Genomic DNA, 23,488 nt, shown 5'->3' on the forward strand with positions numbered 1-23,488 from the left:
AAGTGGCGGGCGCCTTGGCCGTTCCCCTCCCCGGCCCTCCCCCAATAGGGGAGGGAGAAGTGGAGCGCGCTCCCGGCGCGACTTTCACGGTAAAGCCTCGACCTCCAGTTTGAACCTGGATGGAGGCCGAAACGATGCTCGAGGTCCCGGTGCTGCCTTGTACACCACTCGCGCAAAGCGGTACGTCGGCGACTTGAAGCGTTCGGCGACCCCAGGCCAGCCGCTATGGCTGGTCAGAGGTCTTGTCAGTCCTGAGAGTCACATTGGGGTTCACCGGCAATGAACCAATCTGCGCAAGACCACGGGGCACCGGCCGACGAGGGATTCCAAGAGCTGATTCAGAGGCATCTATCCTTACGCAAGATCACGATCCCGCTGGAAATTCGTTTATGGGACGGCCACACGTTGCGTTTCGGCGAACAGGCCCCCACTCTGGCGGTCGTGGTAAAGGACTCCAAGGGCTTGAATGCCTTGCGCCGACTCGATGAACTCGGCATCTGCGAGGCCTAGAGGAACTCATCCGCTAGTGGGGAGAGGCGCTCTATCGCCGCTTGCGGCTCTACCTCTGGGGTTCGGCCCGGGCCTTTCAGAGCCGCGGCACCGAAGCGTTCCGGGTGGTACTGGAACGCCCCCTGGGTGTTTGAACAATCGTCCGCATGAAGGGCGCGTTTAGGTTGGCCTTCAGGGCGCTCGGGAGCACCGCACCCCAGTGCGGCGAAACCTCGCATGTCATCTCAGCGTTGCCACAGGCGCCCGGCCCTGGGCTTCTTGTTGGCCTTGCCCCTGGCGTCGATGACGCACTCAACATACTGCTGATCACTCCACATGATGTGATCGGTGAGGCAGACCTTGAGGAAGTGCATCAGCTCAAAACCGATGGTGGCCTTGCCGGCAGCTACCTTGCGTTGGAGCTCCCCCACGCTGCGAATCAGGTCCTGATGCTCATCCTTGTGTGCCTTATAGCCTCGGTATTCGATGGCACGCATCAGGTCCTCCTCGGCCGCGAAGTGGACCCTGGTATAGTCGGAGAGCCTCGCGAGCACGTCGTCCACCACCTCGCCGCTCTGGTGCGCCTGGATCGCCTCGTGCATCTCGTAGGCCATCCCAACGAACAGCTTGCGCCGATGGTCGATGTCGTCGATTCCCACGTTCAAAGCGTCGGACCACTCGATTAGGTGTTTCATCTGGACCTCTTGGGGCCATGCGACGCAGAATAACGACGCATGACCGTTCGCGATTTCACCTGCCCAAAAAAAAAGCCAGACCACGTCGCGCGACCATCACGATGGTCACCCTCGGCAGTCCGGCTATCCTGTGTCCCAGGACCCGTGACGTTCCGTCCCTACCTCACGATAGGTTTGGCGTTTGGTTGTTCATGAAGCGACCCCCGCGTTAACGACCGGGCCTTGCATCTTCACCCAGAGATAGTTTCTAGTTTCGTCGGAAAATCTGTCAGATTCCTAATACAAGATAGTCTGTTTGTGCCTGGTTTCAAGGAAATCACTGTAAAACTTCTGTTAAATGTCAGTCAGTCACCTTCAATCAGTTATTCAAAAAATATCTATAAGCAGCCAAAGGAGCATTTGTTTTCCGATGGGTGAAGAAATAGCTATAAGCAACTAAAGAAGCATTTGTTTTCCGATGGGTCTGCCGCCCATGCACGGATCACACCCACGTAAGTGAATCTTAGGGTAGTGTTTTACTGGATCAAATGAAAAAAGATGAGAACATTGTCCAGGCCTTCATGACCATCTTGTTACCCCAGGAGGCGGGCGAGAAAGATCGAGAACTACAAGTTGCGGCTGGTGCCCCGGGTCACCGGCACGCGACAGGCATCAGGCGACGCCCCGATCCCATGCGGCGCTCGTCGCCGCAATCCGGTATCCTGCGGCCCCCGATCACCGCCCTCGCCTTGAAGCCTTTGCTATGACCCAGACGCTGTCGACCGCCGAACAGGCACTGCGCGAAGCCGCCCGCGATTACCATCGCAGCCCGACCCGCGGCAAGATTTCAGTCATGCCGACCAAGCCGCTGTCGAACCAGCACGACCTCTCGCTGGCCTACTCGCCCGGCGTGGCCTACCCCTGCCTGGACATCCAGGCCGACCCGACGCTCGCGGCCGAGTACACATCACGAGGAAACTTGGTGGGCGTGATCACCAATGGGACCGCCGTCCTGGGCCTGGGCGACATCGGCCCCCTCGCAGGCAAGCCCGTGATGGAGGGCAAGGGGTGCCTGTTCAAGAAATTTGCGGGCATCGACGTGTTCGATATCGAGTTGGCGGAGCGCGACCCGGACAAGTTGGTGGAGATCATCGCCGCGCTCGAGCCGACGCTCGGCGGTATCAACCTGGAGGACATCAAGGCGCCTGAGTGCTTCTACATCGAGCGCGAACTGAGCAAGCGCATGAACATTCCGGTGTTCCATGACGATCAGCACGGCACGGCGATCATCTCCAGCGCGGCGCTCCTCAACGGCCTGGAACTGGTCGGCAAGCCCATCGGCGCCGTGAAACTGGCTGTCTCCGGCGCCGGCGCGGCAGCGCTCGCCTGTGTGGACGTGATGGTCGGCCTGGGCATTGCGCGCGAACACGTCTTCATGGTCGATTCCAAGGGCGTGATCTACGCCGGCCGACCCGGCGGGTTCGACGAATCCAAGACCCGCTATGCCCAAGACACCGATGCACGCACCCTGGCCGATGTCGTGAAGGATGCCGACGTGTTTCTGGGTTGCTCCGCCCCCGGGGTACTGACCGTGGAGATGGTGAAGACCATGGCCGAGCGACCCATCATCCTAGCCCTGGCCAACCCCGAACCCGAGATCCGCCCCGAACTGGCCAAGGCCGCCCGGCCGGACTGCATCATTGCCACCGGCCGCTCGGACTATCCGAACCAGGTCAACAATGTCCTGTGCTTCCCCTACATCTTCCGCGGCGCACTCGACTGCGGCGCCACCAAGATCACCCCCGAGATGAAACTCGCCTGCGTGCGCCAGATCGCCGATCTGGCCAAGAGCGAGACCAGTGATGAAGTGGCCGCCGCCTATGCCGGGCAGGACCTGACGTTCGGCCCCGAGTACCTGATCCCCAAGCCGTTCGACTCGCGCCTGATCTTGCGGATCGCACCCGCCGTGGCGCAGGCCGCCGCCGACTCAGGGGTGGCCACCCGCCCCATTAGCGACATCCAGACCTATAAGGAAAGCCTGTCACTCTTTGTCCATCAGACCGGCATGCTCATGCGCCCGGTATTCAATGCCGCCAAGGCCCTGCCGGATGAGCGAAAGCGCGTGGCCTATGCCGACGGCGAGGACGAACGGGCGCTGCGTGCCGCCCAGATGGCGATCGATGAGCAGGTGGCCCGGCCCATCCTGATCGGACGCCCGGCAGTGATCAACGCCCGCATCGAGAAGGCCGGCCTGCGCATGCGACTCGGGGTCGATGTCGACTACGCCAATCCCGAAGACGACCCACGCTTCCGCCAATACTGGGAGTATTACCACCAGCGCATGAGCCGCAATGGCGGCAACCCGGCGGAGTCCAAGGCCGCGGTGCGCCGCTCCAACACCCGCATCGGTGCCCTGATGGTCGCCCTGGGCGATGCCGACGCCATGATCTGCGGCATGGTGAGCACCTTCGAGATCCATCTCGAATGCATCCATAACATCATCGGTCAGAAGGCGGGGGTGAGCAATTACGCCGCGCTCAATGCGCTCATGACCGATCGCGGGCCCCTGTTCATTACCGACACCTATGTCAACGAGGACCCCAGTGCGGAGCAGCTGGCGGAAATCGCCTGGATGGCCGTGCAGGAGGTCCGGCGCTTTGGCCTGCCGGCCAAGGTGGCCTTCCTCTCCCATTCCTGCTTCGGCTCGTCCAAACGGGCGTCGGCCCAGAAGATGCGCCTGGCGCGTGACCTGTTCCTGGCCAGCCACCCGGAGGTCGACTGTGATGGCGAGTTGCAGGGCGACGCCGCGCTGGAAGAAGACATCCGCAACCGCTATCTTAGCGACTCCACCCTCAGCGGCTCAGCCAACCTGTTGATCTGCCCAAGCCTCGATTCGGCCAACATCCTCTACAACGTGCTCAAGACCACCATCAGCGGTGGTGTCACGGTGGGCCCGATCCTGATGGGTGCGGCGGCCACCGCTTACATCCTCACGCCCGCGGCCACGGTGCGCCGACTGCTCAACATGACGGCCCTGGCGGTGGCGAGCGCCGCGGCCGCGCGGTAACCGACCATGAAACCAAGAACAGTGCTGCTGCTGATCGCGGCGATTCCAATCGCGGCCTATGGCTTGGCCTATGGGTCGGTCTGGTTCCAGACGCGCGCCAGCCTCAACCGCTTTGCCGAGGCGATCGCGCCGATCGCCGACTTCGGCTATGGCAGCCTCAGTATCGGCCCGAGCGGCACCATTGAGGTCAGCGACCTGACATTCGCGCCGCGGGAGATCCAGGACGTCATCCGTATCGATCGCGTCGCGGTCAGGACGCCGGGGATCGACTTCATCTTGCACGGCTCACAATCGCTGCGCGAGGGCAAGATCCCGCAACGCCTGGGACTCGAATTCACCGGCATCCGGGTGGCCGCCGACGGACCGATCTGGGAGCAGATCGGCAAGCTCAACGGCAAAGACAGGCCCCCGCCCGACAACGGGCTGGCCTGCGGCATCGCCGGGATCGTGCTGATGGAGGGCATACTCAAGTCACTGATGCCGGCGCAGATCGTCACCAGCGTCGAGTTTTTGATGCAAACCGGCGAGCTCCCAGGCACCGCGTCAATCCACCTGCGGTGGCGCCAGCAAGGGTACGGCGCGCTGGCCGTCGAACTGCGTTATCGCCAGGTCGGGGAGATGCTGGCCAGTCTTCGCAATACGGCGGCACTCGAAACGGTGGTCGTGACCGCCTCACTGGATCCGCTGTACGCCGGCCAAGCGCAGCAGATCTGCGCCGACAACAGTCGCCTGCCGATCGATCGGTTTGTCTCCACCCTCCTGGCCGAGAACGACCGCGCCTATCTGCAAGACATCGGCCTGATTCCGGGCTTCGGAATTCGTACCCTACTACAAGGATTCATCGGCGCCGAAGAGGTCACGGTGCAGATCACGCTGCCGGACGGATTTGAATTGGCCAGCGTCAAGAAATATCGCGCCGAGGACGTACCGCAGCTGCTGGGCATGCAAGTCGCGCTAAACGGCTCCGCGATCACCGACCTTGGGTTCACGACCACCCCTGGCCCGCCACCCAAGCCGGTGCCGAGCGACGCTCAGAAATCGCACCAGCCCGGGGACGACCTGCCCGCCGAACTGCGCTTCACCGACCTGCCGCGGTGCCTGGGCTGCCCGGTACTGATTACGCTGCGCGATGGCCATGAGCGCCGGGGCATCATTGACAGCACCGAGAACGGCTCGCTCTACCTCAAGCAAGTGCGCCAGGACGGCACGATCACCATGGAGATCAGCGCGAAGGATGTCAGCAAGATACGCCGGCTCAATGCCCGGCCGTGACACGGCCATGCGCTGCTTTGTGATCTTTGTGCCTTGGTGGTGCAAACTCCGGAATTTCGGCGCAATGCCGGACGGGGCGTGCGCCCCGTCCGGCCGCCTGCCAGCGAGGTCAGGCGTTCTCCGGCACCATGCTAATCGCCCCGCACGGACACTCCGCACTACAGATGCCGCACCCCTTGCAGTAGTCGAAGTTGAACTCGAAGCGCATCCCGGGGCCGAGCTTGATCACGGCATTGTCGGGGCAGACGCCATAGCAGTTGTCGCACTCGAAGCAGTTGCCGCAGGACAGGCAACGCCGCGCCTCGAATAGTGCATTGGTCTCGTCCAAGCCACCGACCACCTCATCGAAGGTCGATTGGCGCCGCGCCTGGTCCAGCGTCGGCTGCACCGTCTTGGGCGCATCTTCGTAATACCAGGTATTGAGCCTCTTGTACTCGGCCAGCTGGTGCTTGGGGACGGGCTCATAGACCTCCCCGCGCAGCCAGGCATCGATGTTGCGCGCCGCCTTCTTGCCGTGGCCGATACCGATGGTGACGGTGCGCTCCGAAGGAACCATGTCACCGCCGGCAAAGATGCCCGGGCGCCCGGTCATCATATTGGGGCCGACCTGCACCACGCCATCCTTGATCTCCAGCCCCGGCACCCCGTCCAACAACGACAGGTCCACATCCTGCCCCAAGGCGAGCACCAGCGAGTCGGTCTCCAGCGTTTCAAACTCGCCGGTGGGTTGCGGGAAGCCCTTCTCGTCGAGCTCCATCTTCTCGACCGTCAGGGTACCCTCGTCGGACATGTTCTTGATGGTCGATAACCACTTGATCAGGATACCTTCCTGCAGCGCCTCCTCCACCTCGAAGTCATGCGCGGGCATCTTCTCGCGGGTACGCCGATACACGATGATGGCATCGGTGGCGCCCAGGCGCTTGGCGGTGCGCGCCACGTCGAGCGCCGTGTTGCCGCCGCCGTAGACCACCACACGCCGCCCCAGCATCGGCTTCTCCTCACCCTCCATGCCGCGCAGTACCTGCATGGCATCGAGCAACCGGGCCGCCTCGCCGGCCGGGATATAGGCCCGCTTAGCGATGTGGGCACCGACGGCGAGGAAGGCCGCATCGAACCCACCGGCCTGCATGGACGCCTCGATATTCTCGACCTTGGTGTTGAGCTCAAGCGTCACACCGAGATCCAGAATGCGCGCAACCTCCGCCTCCAGCACATCGCGCGGCAGCCGATAGGTCGGGATACCGAAGCGCATCATGCCGCCGGCAAAGGGGCCCGCCTCGTGGATGGTCACCTGGTGCCCCAGGCGCGCCAGGTGGTAGGCGGCGGACAGCCCGGACGGGCCGGCACCCACCACCAGCACCCGCTTGCCGGAGGCCGTGGCAGGCGGCGCGAACTTCCAGCCGAGCTTGATCGCCTGGTCGCCCAGGAAACGCTCAACCGAGTTGATGCCGACCGACTCATCGAGCTCGCCGCGGTTACACTTGCCCTCGCAAGGGTGATAGCAGACCCGGCCCATCACGGCAGGCATCGGGTTGTCCTGAGTCAGGACGCGCCACGCCTGTTCGTAGTCACCGGATTCGGCGTGGTAGAGCCACCCCTGGATGTTCTCACCGGCCGGACAGGCGTTGTTACAGGGTGGCAGCCGATCCACATAGCGCGGGCGGTAGGTGCGCCAGGAGCCGGTCTTGTTGGCCAGTGAAGAGCCAACATCGAGTGTGATTGCAAAGGGTTTTTCCATTACTCAACTCCTGCGGCGGCGGCGGCCGGCGCATCGACCAACCCGAAGCGCCGGATGTTGCGATCGGCTTGGGCCTGAATACGCGCGATCGCCGTGGTATTGGGCTGCGGCCCGAACAGATGCGCAAAGCGCCGTTGCGGCCTCAGATAGTCCTCCACCGGCAACTGCTTGCGGATCTTGGACACGCCGGTCAACTCGCCGTGCTCGGCCTCGATCACCGGGAAGACCCCGCTCTCCTTGGCCAACCGGGCGATGGCAATCGTCTGATCGGAACGGATACCCCAGCCCAGCGGACAGGGCACGAACACATGGATATAGCGGGCACCGCGGATCTCCATGGCACGCCGCACCTTGGCCTCCAGGTCGCGCAGTTCGGACACGATCGCGGTAGCCACATAGGGGATCTCGTGGGCCATGGCGATCAGCGGCAGGTTCTTGCCCTGCCCGAAGACATTGCCGGGCGCCGGCCCGACCGCCGGGGTGGTGGCGGTGCGCGCCGCCCCTGGCGTGGCCGAGGAGCGCTGCACCCCGGTGTTCATATACGCCTCGTTGTCATAGCAGATATAGAGCACATCGTCGTTGCGCTCGAACATCCCCGACAGACAACCGAAGCCGATGTCGGTGGTGCCGCCGTCGCCACCCTGGGCGACCACGCGGACCTCGCTGCGCCCCTTCACCCGCAGCGCCGCGGCGATCCCGGTGGCGACCGCCGCGGTATTGCCGAACAGCGAGTGGATCCAGGGGATCTGCCAGGAGGTCTCGGGATAGGGCGTGGAGAAGACCTCCAGACAACCGGTGGCATTGGCCGCGATCAGCTGGTTGTCACACGCCTGCATGGCGGCGTCAATGGCATAGCGCGCACCCAGCGCCTCGCCGCACCCCTGACAGGCACGGTGGCCGGAGTTGAGCGAGTTGGTGCGCCGCATGTCCGCCTGGACCGAACGCTGCTCGGGATCGAGCAGACGGTTGCCGACGGTATGGGTACCGGTCTGATAAAACTTGACGGTAGTGGCTGTCATATTGTGTTCCTCGCTCAACCGACGCGGGCGGCCACGACACCCAGGTCGCGCAGCAGGTTTTCGGCGATCGGCCCCGAACGGCGCGTCAGGCGCTCGCGCTCCAGCTCCCGGTTGATGGCCTGATGGTCCAGATCGAGGAAGGTCAACGGCTCGAGCTTGTCCATCATCGCGGTCAGGAACAGTTGGTTTAGCGAGGCCTTGGTGATGGCGCGCCCGCCGAGCCCGGCGACCACCGTATAGAGCGGCTGCGGCCGATTGCGCATCGCCGTGCGCACATCGCGCGCAACGATACCGCCGACCCCCACCGCGAAGCACTTCTCCACCACCACCACGCGGCGGACATGACTCACCGCATCGCGGATCTCGGCGGTCGGGAAGGGGCGGAAGGAAGTGATCCCGAGCACGCCGATCTTGTGTCCCTCCTCGCGCAGGTCGTCGATCGTGTCCTTGATCGTCCCCAGCACCGAGCCCAGGGCCACCACGATGGTATCCGCGTCCTCGGTGCGATAGGTACGGATCAGCCCACCCGAATCCCGGCCGAACTGCTGCTGGAACTCGGCCGCCAGTTGCGGGATCAGCTCGAGCGCCTGCATCTGCTTGGCGTGCGCCAGGTAGCGCACCTCGGTGAAGGCCTCCGGGCCCACCATGGCCCCGATGGAGACCGGCTCACGCGGATCGAGCACCTGGCGCGGCTCATAGGCCGGCAGGTAGGCGTCCACCTGCTCCTGCGTCGGGATGTCCACACCCTCGTAGGCGTGGGTCAGGATGAAGCCATCCATGCAGACCATGATCGGCAGCGAGAGCTCTTCCGCCAGACGGAAGGCCTGAATATGCAGATCGGCCGCCTCCTGGTTGTTCTCGGCGAAGAGCTGGAGCCAGCCCGCATCGCGCATGGACATCGCGTCGGTGTGGTCGTTCCAGATATTGATCGGGGCGCCGATCGAGCGGTTGGCCAGCGTCATCACGATCGGCAGGCCAAGACCGGAGGCATTCCAGACCGCCTCGGCCATGAACAGCAGGCCTTGGCTCGCGGTCGCCGTGTAGGAACGGGCACCGGTGGCGGACGAGCCGATGGCGACCGACATGGCGGCGAACTCGGACTCGACGTTAATGAATTCACAGCCTTGCAAGGTTCCGTCGCGTACCATTTCGCTCAGGCCCTCGACGATATGGGTCTGGGGCGAGATCGGGTAGGCGCAGATCACCTCCGGCCGGCACAGGGCCACGGTCGCGGCGACCGCGTGGGAGCCTTCACATTGTGTCAGCACGGTCGTAATCCTCCGTCTCTTTTTTCACATAGTCGTAGGCCGCGCTGGCGGCCGAGATGTTGCCGTCGGCAATCTTGCCGGAGAATTTATCCCTGATCGCTGCATGGACAGACTCCAGCGAGACCGCCCCACTCATGGCCGCAAAGCCGGCGAGCAGGATGGCGTTCGGCAGCGGGCGCCCGATGTGCTCCATGGCGATCTCGGTGGCCGGCACCGTACACAGATGCGAATGATGCCAACCGCTGAAACGCTCGCTGATGCCGAGATCGTCGAAGTTCTTCTTGGAGTTGATGAGTACAAAGCCGTCCGGGACCAGCCCGCTGAAGACGTCTACCTGGTAGAGCAGCGTAGGGTCCTGGATGATGAGTCCGTCGGGCTGCATAATGGGCTCGCGCAGCCGGATCTCACGATCGCAGATGCGGCAGAACGCCACCACGGGTGCACCGGTGCGCTCGGAGCCGAAGCTCGGGAACGCCTGGGCGTGTTTGCCTTCCAAAAAGGCGGCGATGGAGAGCATCTCCGCGCCTGTAACGCAGCCTTGGCCGCCGCGACCGTGGATGCGGACCTGAAACATCACGATGGTGTCCTCCTCGATTCTAGTTTGTGGTACCGGAAAGTCCCGAGCACTATGTAACAGTCGGACACCGGATTTGCACCTAAAATTTCCGGGGCAGGCGCGGACCCCATACGACCTGCATAAGGCATGCCATGAACACCAGCACACGGTCGGAGCGGTCCCCACCGGACGCACCGAAACAGACCATCCTGATCGTCGACGATACGCCACAAAATCTGACGTTACTGGGTGAGTTGCTGCTGCCGCTGTATCGCGTACGCGCGGCCAACTCAGGCGAGCGTGCCCTGCGCGCGGCCGCCGCCCAACCGCCGGACCTGATTCTGCTCGACGTCATGATGCCCGAAATGGACGGCTACGAGGTGCTCGCGCGCCTGCACGCGGACCCGGCGACCCAGGCGATTCCGGTCATCTTCGTCACCGCCATGGACAGCTCCGAAAGCGAGGAACACGGTTTGGCACTCGGCGCGGTGGACTACATCACCAAGCCGATCAACCCGGCGATCACGCTCGCGCGGGTGCGCACCCATCTGGAACTCAAGCACGCGCGTGACCGTCTGGCCGACCAGAACCAGTGGCTGGAGCGCGAGGTGGCGCGGCGCATGAGCGAGAACCTGCTGATCCAGGATCTCAGCGTGCGTGCCCTGGCCTGTCTGGGCGAGGCCCGCGACAACGAGACCGGCCAGCACATCGTGCGCACCCAAGCCTATGTGGAGATCCTCGCCCGCTACCTGGCCCCCGACCCCCGGTACCGCGACACCTTGGCCGCCCCCCGTCTGGGCATGATCGTGAAGGCCGCACCGCTGCACGACATCGGCAAGGTCGGCGTACCCGACGCCACGCTGCTCAAGCCGGGGCGCCTCACCACCGAGGAGTTCGCGGTCATGAAGCTGCACCCCACCATCGGGGCCAACGCCATCGACAAGGCGATGCATCAGGCGCTCGACGCGGCGGACGATGCGGCCGCCAAACAGGCCATCGGCGCCTTCGCCTTCCTGGAGGTCGCCCGCGAGATCTCACTCAACCACCACGAGAAGTGGGACGGCAGCGGCTACCCGGCGGGACTCGCCGGGGACGCCATTCCGGTGTCGGCACGACTGATGGCGCTCGCCGACGTCTTCGACGCACTGATGACGCGGCGTGTCTACAAGCCCCCGATGGGACTCGCGCAGACCACGCAAATCATCATGGAAGGCCGCGGGACCCATTTCGATCCGGAGGTCGTCGATGCCTTCGTGGCCTGCCGCGACCAGTTCGCCGAGATCGCCGCCCGCTATGTCGACCCCGAGTCACCATCGGCCCCCTGAGCCGCGCAACGGAGAATCATTCGCCCATGACTGCAACGAAGACGATTTGTACTGCGCTCGTGGCGCTGGCCGCGTTGACCAGGGTCGCGCTGCCGACATTGGCGGCCGAGCCGTCCCCCGCGATGGGCGTGCCGGCTGCCGCGGCGACCTTCAACGAAATCCCCGCCACGCCGGCGCTGCTCGAACCATTGCGCACCGGCGGTTTTGTCCTCTATCTGCGCCACGGCTACACCGACAATTCCCGCCCGGACCGGGTACCGAGCTTGGATCTGAACGACTGCAGCACCCAACGCCCGCTGACCGCGGCCGGGCTTGAGGTCTCTACCCAGGTCGGGGCGGCGCTGCGCCGCGCACGCATCCCCATCGGCGACGTCCATGTCAGTCCCCTGTGCCGTGCCAAGGAGAGCGCGGCCGCGGTCCTGGGCCCGGACCGACCCTATACGGTCGACCCGGACCTGATCTATGTCGCCAACCTGACCTCGGCGCAGAAGGCACCGATCCTCGCCAACACCAAACGGCTCCTGTCCGCCCCGGTCGCGGCGGGCAGCAACCGACTGCTGGTCGCACACGCGCCCAACCTGATGGATCTCATCGGCTATTTCCCCAAGGAGGCAACGCTCGTCATCTTCCGCCCGCGGGGCGACGCCGGTTTCGAGTATGTCGCCAGTATCCCGCCCAGTCTCTGGCCCGCGCTGCTGCACTGAGCGCGACCAGCATGCGCCTGCGCCCGCCCAAGGTCTCACCCTTATTAGTGCTCTATTTCCTGCCGGTCGCCTTGGTGGCCCTGGCGGCGGCCGCACTCAATCTGGGTTCGCTCTACAGTCTGAAGGCGAGACAAATGACCGCCGGTCTGGAGCAGCGCCGCGATCTCGATCTCATCAATATCGGCGTCGACTTCAACCGCGAGCTCGCCGCGATCCAGAACCTGGTCAGCAAGACGCTGGAACAGGCGGGCGGTGGCCAACTCGACGAGGGTCGCATCTACCACCTCCATAGTGAAGTGATCGACCGTCTCGCGGCACTCGAACCGCAATTGACGACCCTGCTGCAACAGGACCCCGACAGCAGCGACGCCCGGGAGGATTTCGACGCCTATCGCCAGTTCATCACCCAGGCGACCGATCTCGCCGCGGTCGACCCGGCGGGCGCATTGCACAATACCTATCAGGCCGCCAGCCGTTATGTGGGCCTGTCCGCCCATACCCACCACCTGGCCGGTGCCTTTGCCGAGGCGGCCGCCCGTCACAGCAGCGCCTTGTCCAGGGCCTTCGATCGCGAGGTCATCGGCACCGCGGTGGTCAGCGGCGCGCTGCTGGCCGCCCTGCTGCTGCTCTGGTTGATCGCGATCCGCCGCGTGACCCAGCGCCTGTCCACCGTCACCACCAGCCTGCAACGCCTGGCCGCCGGCGATGTCGATGCCCCGGCACTGGCGAGCGTCGAGGCCATCAGCCAGAGCGCGGGCAGTGTCTTGCGCGACATGGCGCACTCGGTGCTCGCCTTCCGGGATGCGCTCCTGGCGAGCCGCCGGGCCGCCGCCGCCCAGGCCGACGATCGGGCACTGATGAATGCCATCATCGACGAGGCCCCCTACGCCATTGAATTGGTCGACCCCCAGACCCTGCGTTATATCCGGGTCAACGCGGCCAGTTGCCGGATGCTGGGCTATACGCGTGAGCAACAGTTGGCTCTGACGGTCGCGCAGGTCCAGGAGGACCTGCCGCCGGCCGAGGTCACCGCGGTGATGCGGGAGGCGGCGGCCACCCCGGCTGGCGCCCGGTTCGAGAACCGCCACCGCCGCCGCGACGGCAGCCTGTTCGACGCCCGGGTCAGCCTGCGCATGATCCGCCAAGGCGGTCGCGACTATCTGCTGGGGGTCTGGAACGACATCAGCGAGGAGAAGGCCGCGCAGGCGCAATTGCAGCGGTACCGCGAACACCTGGAGCAATTGGTGGCAGAGCGTACCGGCGAGTTGATGGCCGCCAAGGACCTGGCGGAGACCGCCAACCGCAGCAAGAGCGAGTTCCTCGCCAACATGAGTCATGAGATCCGCACCCCGATGAATGCCATCATCGGGCTCACGCATCTGCTCACCCGCGAGACCGCCAATCCCCGTCACCATGACCGGCTCGCCAAGATCGCCGCCGCCGCCAATCATCTGCTCACCATCATCAACGATATACTCGATCTGTCCAAGATCGAGGCCGGCAAGCTGGAACTGGAGCGCACCGACTTCGCCCCCGAGCGCATCGTCGGCAATGTCTGTAACCTGATCCGGGACAAGGCCGAGGCCAAGCAGATCGAGTTGGTGGTCAATCTGCGCACCCTGCCGCCGATGCTCGTTGGCGATGGCCTGCGCCTGGGGCAAATCCTGCTCAACTTTGCCAGTAACGCGGTCAAGTTCACCGAACACGGCAGTATCAGCATCAATGCCAGTGTGGTCGGCGACACCCCGGACGGACTGGTGGTGCGGTTCGCGGTCACCGACAACGGCATCGGACTCACCCCGGAGCAACAGGACCGACTGTTCCAGCCCTTCGCGCAGGCCGACAGCTCCACCACGCGCAAATACGGCGGCACCGGGCTGGGACTCGTCATTTCGCGTCGCCTGACCGAACTGATGGACGGGCGCATCGGCGTCGTGAGCGAACCCGGACACGGCAGTACCTTCTGGATCGAGGTGCCCATGGGTCACAGCCGCGGCCGCAAGCCCCAGCCGCTGCGGGCCGCGCAGACCCAGGGTCTGCGCGCGCTGGTGGTCGACGATCTTCCCGAGGCGCGTGAGTCACTGGTGGCGATGCTCAGTCTCTTCGGCATGCAGGTGAGCGCCGCCGCCGATGCGACCGCCGGGCTGACGCAATTGACGCAGGCCGCGGCCGCCTGCGAGCCCTATGACCTGCTGCTGGTGGACTTGCAAATGCCGGGAATGGACGGCCTGGAGATGGGACTCAAGCTCCAGTCCGCGCCACAGTTGCAGCCGCCGGCGCGCCTGCTGGTAACCTCCTATCCGGAGGCCGTGAAACCGGACGCCCTGGCCGCGAGCGGCTATTTCGATGTCTTGCAGAAGCCGCTGACGCCCTCGATCCTGTTCGATGCGTTGCAGAACACACTCTCCGGTCGCCGCGCCGAGGCACCCCAGCTCGCGGTCGGCGAGGCCGAAGAGCGGCTGCGCCGACGCGTCGGCGGCCTGCTCCTGCTGGCCGAAGACAACCCGATCAACCAGGAGGTAGCGGTCGAACTGCTGACCAACGTCGGCTTCGAGGTCGATCTCGCGGACGATGGCCAGGCGGCGGTGGAGAAGGCGCGCGCGACCGCCTACGACCTCATCCTGATGGACATTCAGATGCCGGTGATGGACGGCCTGACCGCCGCGCGGCTGATTCGCGCACTGCCGGGGCGCGCGGCGACCCCGATCCTGGCAATGACCGCCAATGCCTTCAGCGAGGATCGCGAGCGCTGTCTGGCGGCCGGTATGAACGGCCATATCGCCAAGCCGGTGGAACCGGAGGCGCTCTACCGCGCCTTGCTGGACTGGCTGCCGGGGCCGCCAGCCACCGCGGGCGGCAACACCAGCGCCAGGCCGACAGCGCCGGCCAGCACGCCGGCCGCGTCGGATGCCGCCGCGGCAGACCTGCGCACACGCCTTGCCGCCATCGACGGACTCGACCCCGCCGCCGGCCCCGCCGCGGCACAGCGCCTGGAGCTGCATACCCGGCTGCTGCGCAAGTTCGCCGACAGTGCCTTGCCGACGCAACTGCTTGATGCGCTCACCGCCGCCGACTTCGCCACCGCGCACCGCGCGGCCCATACCCTCAAGGGACTCGCCGCCACCTTCGGCGCCACCCGGGTGCGCAGTGCCGCCGCCGCCCTGGAGGCCGACTTGCAGGGCGGCGCCCCGGTTGCCGCCGCGGCAGAACTCAGGGCGCGCGCCGCCGCCCTGTTGGCCGACTTCCAGACCCTGGCCGCGGCCCTGCACGCGCAGTTACCCGCACCCGAGGCCACACCCACGCCCACCCAGCGGCTCGACTGGGGTCAGGTCCGCGCCCTGACCGCGCGACTGGAGACCCTGCTGGCCAACGACGATATGACCAGCGCGACCGTCTTGCGCGAACACGAGGCGCTGTTCGCGGCCGCGCTCGGCGACGCCGGCGCCACACTCAATGAGGCCATCGAGTCATTCGACTTCGACCAGGCACTGTCCATCCTGCGTGCCGCCGTCGCCACATTGCCGGCGGCGCAGCCTTGATCATCATGCGCAGCGACTGCGGCGCGCGGCCGACGGCAACGATCCCGGGCCGCCGGGATGAATGACCACGCCCACACACCGCGCGACCCCGCGCAGCTGCCGACCGGCCTGCCGCGGCAGATCCAACCCCCGGCGGCGCCAGGCAATCAGCCAACGGTCCCGCCAGAAACACCCCCCGAGCCGGCGGCGACGGGTGAGCCCCCACCCGAGCTGCTGGCATTGACGAGCCTCGACACGCGCGCGGGTCTCCGGCGCATGGGCGGCAAGGCGGATGCCTATCGCAAGCAATTGCGGCGCTTCCGCGAACACTATGCGGATGCAGTCGACGAACTGCAGCGCCTCATGACGCAACAAGGCGCAGCACCGGCGCACGCCTGGTGTCATACACTCAAGGGCATCACCGGCAACCTTGGCGCCACTGCACTATACGAAACATTGGGCACTGTCGACCGCCAACTGCGGTTAGGGACACTGCCCGACACCGCACTACTGGAGCGGCTGCGCACCCGGCTGCGTGAGGTCATCGACGACATCGACCGCCTTGGGCCGGACGCCGGGCCAATTCATGCACCCGCCACCGAGCCCCTCACGAGCGCCGCGCTGCGCACCCGACTCGAGCCGTTGGCCGAGGCACTGGAGTATGATTTGGGCGCGGTCGAATCCTTGCTCGCGCAACTGCACGCCGGGACGCGCGGCACCCCCTGGGAAGGCGCGCTGGCCGCCATCGCCGCCCAGGCCGAGGTGTTCGCAATCGACGAGGCGCTGACCGCCATCATACTTTTGCAGAAACAACTGCTGACCGACAATCCCCGCAGCCGCGGATCGGAGGACCCTGGTGACTGCTGATCTCGCCCACGCTCACGACCAGGCACCTACCCTGCTGGTGGTCGACGACGTCCCGGAAAACATTCATGGACTACTGGAGGCGCTCAAGGACGACTATCGGATCATGGTCGCCAACAGCGGGGCCAAGGCACTCAAACTGGCGGCTGGGCCGGTGCCGCCCGAGCTGATCCTGCTCGACATCATGATGCCGGAGATGGATGGCTACGAGGTCTGCCGGCGGCTCAAGGCCACGTCCGCGGGTGAGCGCATTCCGGTCATCTTCGTCACCGTGGTCGATGCCATTGAGGACAAGGTCAAGGGGTTTGCACTCGGCGCGGCCGACTATATCACCAAACCATTCGATATCGACGAGGTCCGCGCCCGGGTGCGCACCCATCTGGAACTCGCCCGCCTGCGGCGCGAATTGACCCAACTGGTCGCGGAGCGCACCGCACGCCTGGAGCAGAGTGAAAAAAAGCTCGATTTCTTCACCCACCGCGACCCCTTGACCGGGTTACCCAATCGCGCACTGTTCGGCGAATTGCTCGCTCACGCGATCCAACAGGCCGAGCATGGAAAAACCGAGTTCGGTCTGCTGCTCGTGGATCTCGATCACTTCAAGACGGTCAACGAAAGCCTGGGACACAGTGTCGGGGATCGCCTGCTGATCGAGGTCACCCGGCGGCTGCGCGCACTGCTTCCCGATCTCGACGCCATGGCCCGCAGCGGCGGCGATGAATTCAACATCATCCTCGATCGCGACCCGTCAATTCCCGGCATCGACCTGACGGCGCAGCGACTGCTCGAGGCCCTCGCCGAACCCTTTGAACTCGACGGCCAGGCGATCGGTGTCGGCGCCAGTATCGGCATCGCACTCTATCCCGCCGATGGCCGGGATGCCGAGACCCTGCAGAGCAACGCCGACGCGGCGCTCTATCAGGCCAAGACGCAGGGCCGCGGGGTACTGTGTTTCTCCTCGCCGGAGATGTCGCGCCGGGCCAAGGACCGCCTGGCGCTCGAAACCGATTTGCGCCAGGCCATCGTGAGGGATGAATTGCGGCTGTACTATCAGCCCCAACTGGACCTTGGCAGCGGCGAACTCATCGGACTCGAGGCCCTGGTGCGCTGGGAACACCCGGTGCGCGGCCTGATCCCACCCAATGAATTCATCCCATTGGCGGAAGAGACCGGCCTGATCGTACGCCTCGGCGACTGGGTGTTGAAGCATGCCTGCCGCCAGATGAGAGAATGGGCGGAGGTCGGGCTCCAGCCGCCGCGGGTCGCGGTGAATGTCTCCGCCGTCCAGTTGAATCGCGGCCAACTGGTCGATGCTGTCGCCGGCGCATTGCAGGAGGCGGGCATCCCGCCCGACGCCCTGGAGCTTGAAATCACCGAGTCCTGCGTCATGTTCGATCACGAACGCTCCTTCAAGGCACTGCGTGAGATCAAGACACTGGGCGTGCGCCTGTCGATCGATGACTTCGGCACCGGCTACTCCTCGCTCGCCTATTTGCAGCAACTGCAGGCGCATCAACTCAAGATCGATATCTCATTCGTCCGCGATGTCACCAGCAACCAGGGCAACGCCGCCATCGTCAAGGGCATCATCGCCATGGGCCATAGCCTAGGGCTGCAGGTCATTGCCGAGGGCATCGAAACGCAGGACCAGGCACAGTGCCTGCGGGAGCTTCACTGCGACGCCATGCAGGGCTATCTGATCAGCCGGCCGCTCCCGGCACTGGCGATGACCGACTTTCTGCGGGCTGGCCATTCACCCGCCGCCGACCAATGAGGATCGCTACCGACTGGCGGGCGCTTGCCGGCACGGCCCTCGGGTGGGTCCTGAGCGGCGATGTCCTGGCCGCCGATCAGTCGCAGGTCTTACTGATTGGCCACGATCTCCTGGCGCTGACCCTGGGCCTGGCGATACTGGCGTGGTGGAACCGGCGGCTGCGCGGACGTATCACTGAAAATACCCGGGCGTTGGAACGCGCACTGCAAGAGGCGCAGCAGGCCAGACAGGACAGTGAAGAGGCGCGCGACCGGCTGGCCGCGACCTTGGAGGCCATCCCCGACCTCTTGTTTGAATTCGACGCGGCCGGTCATTATCGCGACGTCTATTCGACCCGCGATGCACTGCTGGCGGCGCCGAAGGAGACCCTGATCGGGCGGGCGGTGCAGGACGTGTTACCGCCGGCCGCAGCCGACACCGTGCGCACGGCCCTGGCCGCGGCCATGGCCGTCGGCAGCGACTATGGTCGGGTCATGATGCTGCCGCTACCCGATGGCCCGCACTGGTTCGAGATCGCGGTGACGCGCAAGCACTGGGCGCCCGACGGTGAGCCGCGACTGGTTCTGCTGTCACGCGATGTCACCGAGCGTCAGCAGGCGGCCATTGAATTGCAGCGCTATCGGGATCGATTGGAACAGGAAGTGACCCAGCGTACCGCGGCACTCGCCGCTGCCAATGAGGAACAGCAGGCGCTGTTCGATGCGGCCACGGCCGGCATCGTCCTGCTCAAGAACCGGATGATCGTGCGCTGCAATCGCCGGGCGGACGAGCTGTTCGGTTATGCCCCCGGGGAGCAGATCGGCCAGTCCACCCGCATCTGGTATCCCGACGATGAGACCTTCGTTGCCGTCGGCCGGGAGGTCTATGCGCAAATCGCGCACGGTGGGACCGATCGGCGCGAGCAGGAAGTCGTACGCCGGGACGGCAGCCATTTCTGGGTACGCTTGACCGGCCACGCCATTGATACGGCGGATCTCTCCAAGGGCATGGTCGGCATTCTTGAGGACATCACCGAGAGCCGGCGACTCACCGAGGAACTGCGCACCAGCCAGGAACGCCTGACGCTGGCCATGGAGGCCTCTACCGACGGACTCTGGGATTGGAACATCGCCACCGGCGAGACCTATTACACCGCGGCCTATTTCCGCATGCTGGGTTATGATCCGGCCGACTTCGCCGACCGCACGGTCAATTATTGGGTCGAGCTGCTGCACCCCGACGACCGGGCGGCGACCGTCGCCATGGCGCAGCAGCAGCTGATCGCCCCCGGACACTATGAATTGGAATTTCGGATGCGCACCAGGGACGGCGACTATAAATGGATTCTCAGTCGCGGCAAGGTCGTCGGCCGGGATGAACAGGGCCGACCCACCCGCGCGGTCGGAATTCATACCGACATGACCGCGCGCAAGACGCTCGAGCTCCAACTGCGCAAGGCCCGCGCCCTGGCCGAGGAGGCGGCGCGCATGAAAGCCGATTTCCTCGCCAATATGAGCCATGAGATCCGCACCCCCATGAATGCCATCATGGGCATGGCCTATCTGCTGCTCAAGACCGAACTCAGCACCCGTCAGCGCGGCTATCTGCAAGAGATCCAGGGTTCGAGTCGACACCTATTGGGTATCATCAATGACATCCTCGATTTGTCCAAGATCGAATCCGGCAAGCTGCCGATCGAACATATCGCATTCGATCTCACCCGGGTACTCGACGAGGTCATCGGACCGATCGCCGACAAGGCCAGCGCGAAGGGGCTGGAGTTCACCATCGACCTCGCGGACGCGGTGCCGATGCAGCTCATCGGTGACCCGCGGCGCCTGGGCCAGATACTCGTCAACTACGCCGACAACGCGGTGAAGTTCACGCAGCGGGGCGGGATCGCCATCGCCGCCACGCTCACGCAGGCCACCGGGCCGGAGGTCGAACTGCGCTTCGCGGTGCGCGACACCGGTATCGGACTCACGCCGGAACAGTGTGGCCGGCTCTTTCAGAACTTCCAGCAGGCCGACAGTTCCACCACGCGCAAGTATGGCGGCTCGGGGCTGGGGCTCGTCATCTCCCGGCGCCTGACCGAGCTCATGGGTGGCACGGTCGGGGTTGAGAGCACCCCCGGCGTCGGCTCCACCTTCTGGTTTACCGTCCGCTTGAGCCGCGGGCAAGCCGAGCCCCGGCCGCCGGTGCCGCCGCCCGGCGTCGGTCACCGCCGGCCAGGTGTGGACGAACCGCAGACCCATACGGCCGGCGTCGGGGCGCGCTTACAGGAGGCACCCGCCGCGGCGGCCCCCGGCGAACCGATCGATGAGGAGCGCCTCGGCGCGATTTGCAAGCGGCTGGCCAGTGCGCTCGCGGCGGATGAATTCGCCGCCGGCGACCTGCTCAATGAACATGAGGCACTGTTGCGAGCGGCCTTGGGAGAGGACTTCACGCGGATCGGTGCCGCCATCGACGACTTCGACTTTGCCGCGGCGCTGGCCGCCCTGAAGGAAGCCATCGCCCGCCGCTCAGCGGCGCTGTGATGACCATGCCATCCCATCGGCCAAGCGTATGAATTCCAATCACAGCGATGACGATCTGGCGGCGGCGCGCGACCGGTTGGCCGCCACGCTCGCCGCCATCCCGGACCTGCTGCTCGAGCTCGACGCCGATGGTCACTGTCTGACGGCGAGCTCAGGACACACGGCCCTGTTGGCCGTCGCCCCACAGCAATTGGTCGGACAGAATATCCGCAACTTCCTGCCCGCGGAAGCCGCCGACTGTGTGGCCACCGGACTGGCCGCGGCCCGGGAGCGGGGGAGCGATTATGGTCGGGTGCTCGCCCTGCCCCAAGGCGGGAGCGCGCGCTCAGGACCGGACACACACTGGTTCGAACTCTCGATCGCCCGCAAACCCGCCCGCAACGGTGGGGCGCCGACCTTCATCGTCCTGTCCCGCGACATCACCGAGCGGCACCGTGCCGAGCAGGCCAGCCACAAGGCGGTACGCGCCCTGCGCCTGGTCACCGACTGCAACATTGCACTGTTCCAGGCCGAGGATAAGGACGCCCTGCTCAAGGAGGTCTGTCGGCTGATCTGCGAAGAGGGCGGCTATCTCATGGCTTGGGTCGGCTTCGCCGAACCGGACGCGGAGCGCTCGGTCCGTCCGGTCGCCGAGTGGGGCTATGAGGAACACTATCTGGAGCGCGTGCGCATCTCCTGGAGCGATGCGACCCCCATCGGGCGGGGGCCGACCGGTACCGCCATCCGCACCGCAAGCACCCAGGTCAACCAGGATTGCCTCAACAACCCGGTCATGGCCCCGTGGCGGGCGGCGGCCTTGCAGCGCGGCTACCAGGCCAGTATCGCCCTGCCCCTGATCGGAAAAGACCGTGTGCTGGGCGCACTGACCATCTATGCCACCGAGCCCTATGCCTTCAGCCCGGATGAGGTGAAGCTGCTGGAGGAGTTGGCGCGCAATCTGACCTTCGGCATCGAAACCCTGCGTGAGCGGCGCCGCCGGATCGCCGCCGAGGCCGCCACGGCGGCCAAGAGCGAATTCCTGGCCAACATGAGCCACGAGATCCGCACGCCGATGAACGCCATCATGGGGATGACGCATCTGGCCTTGAAGACCGAGCTCACGACGCGCCAGCGCGACTATCTGACCAAGATCCAGACCTCCAGCCGGCTGCTGCTCGGTATCCTCAACGACATCCTGGATTTCTCCAAGATCGAGGCCGGCAAACTCACCATTGAGTACATCGATTTCGCATTGGCGCAGGTACTCGACGGCGTGGTCAGCCTGATCGCCGAGAAGGCCGCGGCCAAGGGGCTGGAGCTGATCATCGAGATCGCCGACACCGTGCCTGGCCACTTCGTCGGCGACCCGCTGCGCCTGGGCCAGGTGCTGGTGAATTTTGCCAACAACGCGGTAAAGTTCACCGACGCGGGCGAAATCGCGATTGAGGTCGCCGTGGCGGCCGAGCGCGGGCAGGAGGTCATGCTGAGGTTCGCGGTGCGCGACACCGGCATCGGTCTCACGCCGCAGGCGTGCGACCGGCTCTTTCAGAGCTTCCAGCAGGCCGACACCTCAACCACCCGCAAGTATGGGGGCTCGGGCCTGGGGCTCGTCATCGCCAAGCGCCTGGCCGAGATGATGGGGGGCGCGGTAGGGGTGGAGAGTACCCCGGGCCGCGGTTCCACCTTCTGGTTCACCGCCCGGCTCGGTCGCGGTGCCATGCAGACCGGTCCACTACTGCCGGCACCGGACCTGCGTGGCCGGCGCATGTTGGTGGTGGATGACAACGCCCATGCCGGCGAGGTCATCAGCGAACTGCTGCGCGGCATGACCTTCGAGACCGTCAGCGTCTCAACGGGCACCGCGGCCGTCACCGAGATCGCCCGCGCCGCCGCCGCCGGGGCACCCTATGACTGCTGTTTCCTCGACTGGCAGATGCCGGTGATGGACGGCATCGCCACCGCGCGCGCCATCGGTCGACTCGGCCTGGAGCGCCCGCCGCACCTGGTGGTCATCACCGCCTATGGCCGCGACGAACTGCTCAAGTCGGCCGCCGGGGCCGGGATCGAGGATGTACTGATCAAGCCGGTGACCCCCTCGTTGCTGTTCGACACCGTGGTACGCACCCTCGGTGCCGCCGCCGGCGAGCCGACCGTGGCGGAGCCGCCCGCCGCCCGACCGGGGACCAATTTGGCCGCCATCGCCGGGGCGCACCTCCTGGTGGTGGAGGACAACGACCTGAATCAGGAGGTCGCAATCGAATTGCTGCGCCAGGCCGGGCTCATCGTCGATCTCGCGGCGAACGGCCTGATCGCCCTGGACAAGGTCGCGGCGGATGACTATGACTGCGTGCTGATGGACGTGCAGATGCCGGTGATGGATGGGCTGGCCGCCACCCGCGCCATCCGTCGGCTCCCGCACCGGCGCGAGCTCCCCATCGTCGCCATGACCGCCAACGCCATGGCCAGCGACCGCGAACGCTGCCTCGCGGCGGGCATGAACGACCATGTGGCCAAACCCATCGACCCCGAGGAGTTGTGGGCCAAGCTATTACAGTGGACCAGGCGGCCCGCCGCCGGCACCAGCGGTGACACTGCACCGATCGCGCCGCCCCCCCAGACGCCGGCCGAGCCCCCGGACCTGACTGGCATCGCCGGACTCGACGCGGCGGCCGGGCTGCGGCGTTGTCTGGGACAGGAGGGGCTCTATCGCTCACTGCTAGGCAAG

At 65.5% G+C, this 23,488-nt stretch carries 15 protein-coding genes and 1 riboswitch; of the genes, 10 read left to right on the forward strand and 5 right to left on the reverse strand.

The window, feature by feature from the left end; all coding sequences use genetic code 11:
- Positions 1–279: 279 nt before the first annotated feature.
- The gene (locus tag QZY44_RS01010) at positions 280–510 is read left to right on the forward strand and encodes a hypothetical protein (RefSeq protein WP_295440984.1); all 231 of its coding nucleotides are present in this window, start codon (positions 280–282) and stop codon (positions 508–510) included.
- Positions 511–734: 224 nt separating this feature from the next.
- On the opposite strand, the gene QZY44_RS01015 is transcribed toward QZY44_RS01010, so the two are convergent.
- Positions 735–1,184 carry a bacteriohemerythrin gene (locus QZY44_RS01015; protein ID WP_295440987.1) on the reverse strand — a complete coding sequence of 150 codons (450 nt, stop codon included), beginning with the start codon at positions 1,182–1,184 and terminating at the stop codon, positions 735–737.
- A gap of 110 nt (positions 1,185–1,294) precedes the next feature.
- Positions 1,295–1,373: riboswitch (cyclic di-GMP riboswitch) on the reverse strand.
- 553 nt (positions 1,374–1,926) lie between these two features.
- Here QZY44_RS01015 and QZY44_RS01020 point away from each other — a divergent pair.
- Together QZY44_RS01020 and QZY44_RS01025 are read left to right on the forward strand one after the other, a co-directional pair.
- Entirely contained in the window at positions 1,927–4,230 is a 2,304-nt protein-coding gene (locus QZY44_RS01020; RefSeq protein WP_295440990.1) for an NADP-dependent malic enzyme, read from the forward strand.
- 6 nt (positions 4,231–4,236) lie between these two features.
- On the forward strand, positions 4,237–5,502 hold the full coding sequence (locus tag QZY44_RS01025; RefSeq protein ID WP_295440993.1) for a hypothetical protein: 1,266 nt from the start codon (positions 4,237–4,239) through the stop codon (positions 5,500–5,502).
- Positions 5,503–5,611: 109 nt separating this feature from the next.
- Here the strand turns inward: QZY44_RS01025 and QZY44_RS01030 are convergent, their stop codons facing one another.
- Genes QZY44_RS01030 through QZY44_RS01045 form a run of 4 tightly spaced genes read right to left on the reverse strand, consistent with a single transcriptional unit; the run spans position 5,612 to position 10,101 of the window.
- Entirely contained in the window at positions 5,612–7,240 is a 1,629-nt protein-coding gene (locus QZY44_RS01030) for an NAD(P)-binding protein (RefSeq protein WP_295440996.1), read from the reverse strand.
- Positions 7,240–8,259: a thiamine pyrophosphate-dependent enzyme gene (locus tag QZY44_RS01035; protein ID WP_295441000.1), complete on the reverse strand. Its 1,020-nt coding sequence runs from the start codon at positions 8,257–8,259 to the stop codon at positions 7,240–7,242. Before QZY44_RS01035 ends, QZY44_RS01030 begins: the two co-directional genes overlap by 1 nt.
- A gap of 14 nt (positions 8,260–8,273) precedes the next feature.
- The gene (locus tag QZY44_RS01040) at positions 8,274–9,527 is read right to left on the reverse strand and encodes a transketolase C-terminal domain-containing protein (protein WP_295441003.1); all 1,254 of its coding nucleotides are present in this window, start codon (positions 9,525–9,527) and stop codon (positions 8,274–8,276) included.
- The gene (locus tag QZY44_RS01045; protein WP_295441024.1) at positions 9,511–10,101 is read right to left on the reverse strand and encodes a 2-oxoacid:acceptor oxidoreductase family protein; all 591 of its coding nucleotides are present in this window, start codon (positions 10,099–10,101) and stop codon (positions 9,511–9,513) included. Before QZY44_RS01045 ends, QZY44_RS01040 begins: the two co-directional genes overlap by 17 nt.
- A 134-nt stretch (positions 10,102–10,235) precedes the next feature.
- Between QZY44_RS01045 and QZY44_RS01050 the strand changes: the two genes are divergently transcribed.
- The 7 genes from QZY44_RS01050 to QZY44_RS01080 form a co-directional block, all read left to right on the forward strand.
- On the forward strand, positions 10,236–11,408 hold the full coding sequence (locus QZY44_RS01050) for a two-component system response regulator (protein WP_295441005.1): 1,173 nt from the start codon (positions 10,236–10,238) through the stop codon (positions 11,406–11,408).
- Between the two features lie 26 nt (positions 11,409–11,434).
- Positions 11,435–12,112 (forward strand): histidine phosphatase family protein, encoded by a 678-nt coding sequence (locus QZY44_RS01055; RefSeq protein WP_295441007.1) that lies wholly within the window; start codon positions 11,435–11,437, stop codon positions 12,110–12,112.
- An 11-nt stretch (positions 12,113–12,123) separates the two neighbouring features.
- Positions 12,124–15,651: a response regulator gene (locus QZY44_RS01060; RefSeq protein ID WP_295441010.1), complete on the forward strand. Its 3,528-nt coding sequence runs from the start codon at positions 12,124–12,126 to the stop codon at positions 15,649–15,651.
- Between the two features lie 57 nt (positions 15,652–15,708).
- On the forward strand, positions 15,709–16,497 hold the full coding sequence (locus tag QZY44_RS01065) for a hypothetical protein (protein WP_295441013.1): 789 nt from the start codon (positions 15,709–15,711) through the stop codon (positions 16,495–16,497).
- Positions 16,487–18,268: a GGDEF domain-containing response regulator gene (locus tag QZY44_RS01070; protein WP_295441016.1), complete on the forward strand. Its 1,782-nt coding sequence runs from the start codon at positions 16,487–16,489 to the stop codon at positions 18,266–18,268. The genes QZY44_RS01065 and QZY44_RS01070 overlap by 11 nt, the downstream gene beginning before the upstream one ends.
- Positions 18,265–20,784: a PAS domain S-box protein gene (locus QZY44_RS01075; RefSeq protein WP_295441019.1), complete on the forward strand. Its 2,520-nt coding sequence runs from the start codon at positions 18,265–18,267 to the stop codon at positions 20,782–20,784. Before QZY44_RS01070 ends, QZY44_RS01075 begins: the two co-directional genes overlap by 4 nt.
- A 28-nt stretch (positions 20,785–20,812) precedes the next feature.
- On the forward strand, positions 20,813–23,488 hold a 2,676-nt coding region (locus QZY44_RS01080; protein WP_295441022.1), incomplete at its 3' end, for a response regulator.

It is taken from the genome of uncultured Thiodictyon sp. (assembly GCA_903837595.1).
Classification (GTDB): Bacteria; Pseudomonadota; Gammaproteobacteria; order Chromatiales; family Chromatiaceae; genus Thiodictyon.